At 36.6% G+C, this 7,352-nt stretch carries 4 protein-coding genes; all 4 read left to right on the top strand.

Translation table 11 applies throughout. From position 1 onward, the window contains the following. Position 1: 1 nt before the first annotated feature. The 4 genes from recF to M3627_RS17280 all read left to right on the top strand — a co-directional run bounded on the left by recF (position 2) and on the right by M3627_RS17280 (position 6,936). Positions 2–1,114 carry a DNA replication/repair protein RecF gene (gene recF, locus M3627_RS17265; RefSeq protein ID WP_169359833.1) on the top strand — a complete coding sequence of 371 codons (1,113 nt, stop codon included), beginning with the start codon at positions 2–4 and terminating at the stop codon, positions 1,112–1,114. 48 nt (positions 1,115–1,162) lie between these two features. Continuing rightward, positions 1,163–3,085, top strand: a complete 1,923-nt coding sequence (gyrB, locus tag M3627_RS17270) for a DNA topoisomerase (ATP-hydrolyzing) subunit B (RefSeq protein WP_205964073.1) — start codon at positions 1,163–1,165, stop codon at positions 3,083–3,085. A 27-nt stretch (positions 3,086–3,112) separates the two neighbouring features. Continuing rightward, the gene (gene gyrA, locus M3627_RS17275) at positions 3,113–5,656 is read left to right on the top strand and encodes a DNA gyrase subunit A (RefSeq protein WP_251556727.1); all 2,544 of its coding nucleotides are present in this window, start codon (positions 3,113–3,115) and stop codon (positions 5,654–5,656) included. 170 nt (positions 5,657–5,826) lie between these two features. Next, positions 5,827–6,936: an HD-GYP domain-containing protein gene (locus tag M3627_RS17280; protein ID WP_169359835.1), complete on the top strand. Its 1,110-nt coding sequence runs from the start codon at positions 5,827–5,829 to the stop codon at positions 6,934–6,936. Positions 6,937–7,352: the final 416 nt, after the last annotated feature.

The following is a 7,352-nucleotide window of genomic DNA, read 5'->3' on the forward strand; positions in this document are numbered from 1 at the left end:
TATGTATATTGAACGACTTGAGCTAAAAAACTTCCGTAATTACGATTCAATAGAATTGGATTTTTCCTCTAAAATAAATGTGTTGATTGGGGAAAATGCCCAAGGTAAAACTAACTTAATGGAATCCCTATATGTATTATCAATGGCGAAGTCTCATAGAACTTCTAATGATAAAGAATTGATACGCTGGGAAGCAGAGTATGGTAAAATAATAGGGGATATACACAAAAAATATGGACGACTCCCCTTGGAATTAATACTCTCCAAAAAAGGAAAAAAAGCAAAGGTGAATCACCTAGAACAAAATAGACTCAGTGACTACATAGGTCAGCTTAATGTTGTCATGTTTGCACCAGAGGATTTGTTTTTGGTTAAAGGTAGTCCTCAAGTCAGAAGACGTTTTCTAGATATGGAAATAGGACAAATATCTCCTAGGTATTTACATGATTTGCTTAACTTTCAAAAGATTTTAAAGCAAAGAAACCATATTTTAAAAAAACATCAAGGTCAATCTAAGTTAAATGATGTCATGTTTGACGTTTATACAGAACAATATATAAATGCTGCAGTAAAAGTAATTCAAAAAAGATTCCAATTTATGGAATTACTTCAAAAGTGGGCAGAACCAATTCACTTTGGTATCTCACGAGGATTAGAAAAACTCACAGTTGCATATGACTCTACTATAGGTATTAAAGCAGACTATTCAGAAAGTCAGATGAAGACAACTTTAGAGACAAAAATATTTGAAAATCAAAAAAGAGAATTAGATCGCGGAGTCACTTTGTATGGTCCTCATCGTGATGACCTTAAATTTTTTGTCAATGACTATGATGTTCAAACTTATGGTTCGCAAGGACAACAAAGAACAACAGCCTTATCACTTAAATTAGCCGAAATCGAATTGATAAAACAGGAGGTAGGTGAAGCTCCTGTTTTATTGCTGGATGACGTTCTATCGGAATTAGATGACTACCGACAATCGCATCTATTAACGACTATTCATGGTGACGTTCAGACGTTTGTTACAACGACAAGTATTGAAGGAATAGCCCATGACACGATTAAACAGGCAAAGATGTTTCATGTGGAACAAGGGGCAGTTATAAAATAAAATTCACCAGTATGGAAAGTAATGAAAGAGTGGGTGAGCAAGTTGGCAATGGAAGAGAAAGATTTAAAACCATCTTATGATGCTGATCAGATACAAGTATTAGAAGGTTTAGAAGCGGTAAGAAAACGTCCCGGAATGTACATAGGGACTACTAGCTCTAAAGGACTTCACCATCTTGTATGGGAAATCGTTGATAACAGTATTGATGAGGCGCTCGCTGGTTATTGCGATCATATTATTGTGACGATTGAAAAAGACAATTGGATTCGTGTGGAAGACAATGGCCGTGGTATACCAGTTGATAACCAAGAAAAAATGGGAAAACCTGCAGTTGAAGTTATTATGACTGTTCTTCATGCTGGTGGTAAATTTGGCGGCGGCGGATATAAAGTGTCCGGTGGGCTTCATGGTGTTGGTGCATCAGTAGTAAATGCCTTGTCAGAGTATACGGAAGTTTATGTTAAACGCGATGGAAAAATTCATACGATTAAATTTGAACGAGGAGCTGTTGCTTCACCTTTAGAAGTAACGGGAGAAGCATTAGAAACAGGAACTACTACAAGATTTAAAGCAGACTCGCAAATTTTTACGGAAACAACTGTTTATGAGTATGATATCTTAGCGCACCGCGTAAGAGAATTAGCTTATTTAAACCGTGGTTTGACCATCACTATTGCAGATGAACGAGAAGGCCAAGAAAAATCAGTTAAATACCTTTACGAGGGCGGTATTAAATCTTACGTAGAGGATCTAAATAAATCAAAAGAGCCAATTACAGAAGAAGCTATTTTTGTAGAAGGTGAGAAAGACGGAATATCTATTGAAATTGCCATGCAATATAATGCTGGATATTCATCAAACATTTTATCTTTCGCAAATAATATTAATACGTATGAAGGCGGAACACATGAATCTGGCTTTAAAACTGCCCTTACTCGTGTAATTAACGATTATGCAAGAAAAAATGGTTTACTAAAAGATTCAGAAACAAACTTGTCTGGTGACGATGTACGAGAAGGTTTAACTGCTATTGTTTCAGTAAAACATCCCGATCCTCAATTTGAAGGACAAACCAAAACAAAACTCGGTAACTCCGAAGTAAGCACTATTACTAATAGTTTGTTTGCTGAAGGTTTTGACCGATTTTTATTAGAAAACCCTCAAATTGCTAGAAAAATTGTGGATAAAGGGCTGATGGCTGCCCGTGCACGTGTAGCTGCGAAAAAAGCACGAGAATTAACTCGTCGTAAGTCAGCTTTAGAGGTATCTAGCTTACCAGGGAAATTAGCAGATTGTTCTTCCCGTATTCCAGCAGATAGCGAATTGTATATAGTTGAGGGTGACTCAGCAGGTGGATCAGCGAAATCAGGACGAGATCGTCACTATCAAGCTATTCTTCCATTACGAGGAAAAATATTAAACGTGGAAAAAGCACGTTTAGATAGAATACTTGGAAATGCAGAGATTCGTACTATGATTACAGCTTTAGGTACTGGCATTGGGGAAGAGTTTATTTTAGAAAAAGCTCGTTATCATAAAATCATTATCATGACCGATGCGGACGTAGATGGAGCTCATATTCGTACATTATTACTTACCTTCTTCTTCCGATTTATGAGACCATTGATTGAAGCAGGTTATGTGTATGCAGCACAACCACCTTTATATCAAGTGAAACAAGGAAAGCATGTAGAGTATTGCTATAATGATGAACAACTAAAAGAAATTTTAGATCGATTGCCTAAAACGTCTAAGCCAAACATTCAACGTTACAAAGGACTTGGAGAAATGGATGCAACTCAACTTTGGGAAACAACAATGGATCCAGAAAATCGTACATTGCTTCAAGTTAACTTGGATAATGCAATGGAGGCAGATGAAGTCTTCACACAGCTGATGGGCGAAGAGGTAGAGCCTCGTCGTCAGTTTATCGAAGACAATGCTGTATATGTGAAAAATTTAGATATTTAAGAATGTGTTTAACTGGAGGTCTTTAGGATGTCAGAAATACCGAATAAAGGTGTCAGAGGGATCAATATTAGTACAGAAATGAGAACATCCTTTCTTGACTATGCGATGAGCGTTATTGTATCCCGTGCATTACCTGACGTACGAGACGGGTTAAAGCCCGTACATCGTCGAATTTTATATGGGATGCAAGAACTAGGAAATACACCAGATAAGCCTCATAAAAAATCTGCTCGTATCGTAGGAGACGTAATGGGGAAATACCATCCACATGGTGACTCCTCCATTTATGATGCAATGGTTCGTATGGCGCAGGATTTTAGCTATCGATACATGCTGGTAGACGGCCATGGTAACTTTGGATCTGTCGATGGAGACGGAGCAGCAGCTATGCGATATACAGAATCACGTATGTCCAAAATTGCTTTAGAATTATTACGCGATATAAATAAAAATACGATTGATTATAAAGATAACTATGATGGTCAAGAAAAAGAGCCAGTTGTGTTACCAAGTAGATACCCAAATTTACTTGTAAATGGGGCTTCGGGAATTGCTGTAGGTATGGCAACTAACATCCCTTCTCACCATCTTGGGGAAGTAATAGACGGGGTTTTGGCTTTAACGGAAAACCCAGCCATCACTATTGAGGAATTAATGAATATTATTCCTGGTCCTGATTTCCCAACAGGCGGTATCATATTGGGCCGTAGCGGGATCCGTCGTGCTTATGAGACTGGGAAGGGCTCTATCCTAATCCGTGCGAAGGTCGAAATTGAACAAAAGCCTAGTGGGAAAGAAGTAATTATCGTTAAAGAAATTCCATATCAAGTAAATAAAGCTCGTCTAATTGAAAAAATAGCAGAGCTTGTACGTGATAAGAAAATTGATGGAATTACTCATTTGGCTGATGAATCAGATCGAAACGGAATGCGTATTGTTATTGAAGTTCGTAAGGATGCAAATTCTAACGTGCTCCTCAATAACTTATACAAACAAACCGCACTACAATCGAGCTTCGGTATTAATATGTTAGCGTTGGTGGACAACCAGCCTAAAGTGTTGAACCTAAAAGAAATGCTTTACTATTATCTAGAACATCAAAAAGTGGTAATCCGTCGTCGTACGCAGTTTGAATTGAACAAGGCTGAAGACCGCGCGCATATTCTAGAAGGTCTACGAATTGCATTAGATCATATTGATGAAATTATTAAGCTAATTCGTTCTTCTCAAACAGGAGAAATAGCAAAAAATGGCTTAATGGAGCAGTTCAATTTATCAGAACGACAAGCGCAAGCAATTCTGGATATGCGTTTACAACGTTTAACTGGATTAGAGCGCGATAAAATTGAAGATGAATATAAGGCATTAGTACAATTAATAGAGGAACTAAAATTCATCTTAGCTAATGAATATCGAGTAATTGAAATCATCCGTGAAGAAATCACGGAGATTAAAGATCGCTATGCAGATAAACGCCGTACGGAGATTGTTGCAGGAGGAGCAGAGGTCTTTGAAGATGAAGACTTAATACCTGTAGAAAATTCTGTGCTTACTTTAACAAATAAAGGGTATATTAAACGTTTACCTGCAAATACGTATAAGAGTCAAAAACGTGGTGGTCGTGGAGTACAAGGAATGGGAACTAATGAAGATGATTTCGTTGAGCATTTATTGTATACATCCACCCATGATACGATTCTATTCTTTACGAATAATGGTAAGGTATACCGTGCAAGAGGATTTGAAATTCCAGAGTATGGTCGAACAGCAAAAGGCCTGCCACTGGTTAATCTTCTAGGCATTGAGAAAAACGAGCATGTAACTGCGATGATCCCAATGGCTTCATTTGAAGAAGATAATTACTTAATCTTTACGACTAAGCATGGTGTAACAAAAAGAACACCAGTATCAGGTTTTGCACATATCCGTGCTAATGGTTTAATAGCTATCTCTTTACGTGAAGAGGATGAACTAATAGGAGTTCGTTTAACCAACGGTAAAAAAGAGATTATCATAGGTACACGCCAAGGTAAGCTAGTAAGATTCGAAGAAACAGATATACGTTCTATGGGCCGGACTGCTGGAGGAGTAAGAGGAATCCGTTTGAAGGATGACGATTACGTAGTAGGAATGGAAATTATAGAACCTGGACAAGAGATACTAGTGGTTACGGAGAATGGTTACGGTAAACGTACACCAGAATCTGAGTATAGATTGCAAACTAGAGGTGGTATGGGTGTAAAAACATGCCAAATCACTGATAAGAATGGACCTTTATGTGCCGTGAAGGCAGTAGATGGTTCTGAAGACTTGATGCTAATCACAATTAATGGCATGTTGATCCGTATGGATGTAAACGATATTTCTATGACAGGACGAAGTACTCAAGGTGTTCGTCTAATGAGATTATCTGGCAGCGAGTTAATTGCTACCGTAGCAAAAGTTGAAAAAGAAGAGGAAGAAGAAGTAATAGATGCTGAAATGGAAGAAGCAGCTGTTACTCCTGATGAAGATTCATCCTCAACAGAAGAAATAGAAGAAATAGAAGAAATAGAAGAAATAGAAGAATAAGTAAGTAAACTACCCTTAGACACTGTTTAAGGGTAGTTTTTTTTAGTTAGATAACTGTAGCTAAGTGAAAATACGATTTATATTAATTAGATAAACATAGAATTCGCATATACAAGAATCAATAGAATTTAGTATAATTAAGGAAAATAAAAGAAAAAGCAGGGTAACAAATGGAATATATCTTACAAAATCTAGAAGAGGTTAGAATTGGTAGTATAATAGCCGAAGATCTGTTTGTGAATACAAAGTCCCCAGTCGTGCGTAAAGATACAAAAGTCTCTAGGGAACATATTGAGGTACTAAGAGCATTTAACATTATTAAAGTACCCATCTCTGTTGAAAATATCTTTAATAGGTCAGAAGAAGAAATTCTCGAGTTAAACAATAAAAAACAAGTAGATGAGCAGAAAAATAGTAACTCCTTATCGAATAAAACAAACTTTAATACCTTATATAACCAAGCGGTAAATAACTTCTTTAAAGAGTTTACAGCATGGGAAACAGGAGTAAAGGTGGATGTAGCAAAACTAAGAAATATTGTTATGCCTTTAGTAGATCGTGCGATGCAGGAGAAACATATATTTTCTCTTTTAAATAGTTTTTCTTCTATGGATAAATATGTAGCTCACCATTCTATAGCAGTAGGCATATTATCGGGAGCTATTGCTAAAAAGCTTCGTTACGAGCCGGGTCTCATCAACCAAATAGCGACTGCAGGCTTATTAGCTGACGCTGGAATGGCTAAGGTAAACTATAAGATTAGAGATAAAAAGACGCCACTTACGGAAAATGAGTTTTCCGAAATCAAAAAACATACCATTTTTAGCTTCCAAGCTATTAAAGATAGTCCTTTATTGAAGCCGGAGATGAAACTAGCAATCTTTCAGCACCACGAAAGATTAGATGGAAGTGGTTATCCTAAAGGAGAAAGAATGAACAATATATCTCTATTCTCTCAGATTATAGCTGTGGCTGATGTTTATCATGCAATGACATCAGAACGTATATATCGGGCTAAAGCTTCCTCTTTTAAAGTGTTAGAGATGATTAAAGAAGAAGAGTTTGGTAAGTATAATATAGAAGTAGTCAATGCTCTCATCTCCCTTGTCTGTGATTTACCTATTTCCACAAAGGTGAGATTGTCAGATGGAGAACTGGCAGAGATTATCTTTATTCATAGAGATTCTCCAATGAGACCTATGATCCGTCTCCTGGAAACCGGCCATATAATTGATTTGGCAGGAAAGAGATCCTTGCATATTGAAAGTGTAATCAATTGATAAGATAATGAAGTACCCTTCTAAACTAAAGAAGTAACTCAAGCACTAGAACCTTTTTGAAATGGCTGTTATATAGAAGAATCACTTAGAACTTTTATAAGTGATTCTCATACTTTAAATAGTTCTAAAGTTTATTCTTAAAAAGTATTGACGAATAGGTTCAAAGGATGGTATAGTAATCAAGTTCTCATTTTTAATTCTTATTTGCAAAAAAAACAATTTGAATAAAGTTGTTGACAGAAAGATAAAAATTTGATATGATAATAAAGCTGTCGGAACAAACGACACAATGAACATTGAAAACTGAACATGCAAAACGTTAAGACATACAGCATCAACAAGCTTCGGCTTGATTGACGCAAAACAATTTTTGACATCATTTAATGATGATGCCAGCAAAACAAAATGAGCTTTTT

Source organism: Psychrobacillus sp. MER TA 171, from assembly GCF_023713305.1.
Lineage (GTDB): Bacteria > Bacillota > Bacilli > Bacillales_A > Planococcaceae > Psychrobacillus.

What these genes read in the sequence shown, in the direction of transcription:
- recF (WP_169359833.1), top strand. Translation starts at nt 2, where the DNA reads ATGTATATTGAACGACTTGAGCTAAAAAACTTCCGTAATTACGATTCA.
- gyrB (WP_205964073.1), top strand. Translation starts at nt 1,163, where the DNA reads ATGGAAGAGAAAGATTTAAAACCATCTTATGATGCTGATCAGATACAA.
- gyrA (WP_251556727.1), top strand. Translation starts at nt 3,113, where the DNA reads ATGTCAGAAATACCGAATAAAGGTGTCAGAGGGATCAATATTAGTACA.
- M3627_RS17280 (WP_169359835.1), top strand. Translation starts at nt 5,827, where the DNA reads ATGGAATATATCTTACAAAATCTAGAAGAGGTTAGAATTGGTAGTATA.